Origin of the sequence: Shewanella electrica (assembly GCF_022321485.1) — a bacterium.
Taxonomy (GTDB): Bacteria; Pseudomonadota; Gammaproteobacteria; order Enterobacterales; family Shewanellaceae; genus Shewanella; species Shewanella electrica.
In genome coordinates this window covers 1-642 of sequence record NZ_JAKOGG010000046.1, presented here as the reverse complement: position 1 = coordinate 642, position 642 = coordinate 1, and the positions used below count along the sequence as shown (strand labels likewise).

The window sequence follows — 642 nt, the reverse complement described above, 5'->3', positions numbered from 1 at the left end:
TGATTTTTTTAAAGTTTTGGTTTGAAATCTGAACTTTTGTGTTTTCAGCGTAGGTTGTAAGAGAATTATGGCTTCTTGGCTTTTAAAGCTTCATCAACTTGGGTCTTGAGCTGTTTTGCATATACGTTTCCCCTGTCGATGAGGTTCTTGACGAGGGTCTCGAGATCATCCTTGAGACCTCCCTTCTTGCTGATCTCGGCGTTGACCTTCTCCATTTCCTTGGTCACCGATTCGTAGGCAGCCTTCATATTGTCCATAATTTTCTGGGCGTTAGCTGCAACTTCGGGGTTTTCCTTCTTCAGATTGGCGGTGGCTTCGTCAATCTTGGCCTCGAGTCCCTTAATGGTTTCTTGGATTTGTGGGTTGCTCTTCATCTGTTGCTCGATCTTGGCCTTCATGTCTTTCAAAGCAGATTCGGCCTTCTGGGTGTTTTCCTTGATAGCCTTGATGACAGCTTCGCCATTGGGTTCGTTGGGGAGGTTGAGGGATTTTTTGGCTTCATCTAAGGTCTTGCGAACGCTGGTTTCCATTTCCTTTATAAGGTCCTGCATGTTGGTTGTTCCTGCCTCAGGCCTGGAGTAACCGGGCTGAGCAATGCAGAAGAGAGCTACCAAAGTTGCAAGAATCAGATGTGAAGCCATT

1 protein-coding gene is annotated in these 642 nt (G+C 46.1%); it reads right to left on the bottom strand.

What is annotated here, in order from left to right:
• Nucleotides 1–65 precede the first annotated feature (65 nt).
• Nucleotides 66–642 (bottom strand): hypothetical protein (locus tag L9G74_RS19875; protein WP_238898507.1); only part of this gene is annotated, 577 nt, incomplete at its 5' end.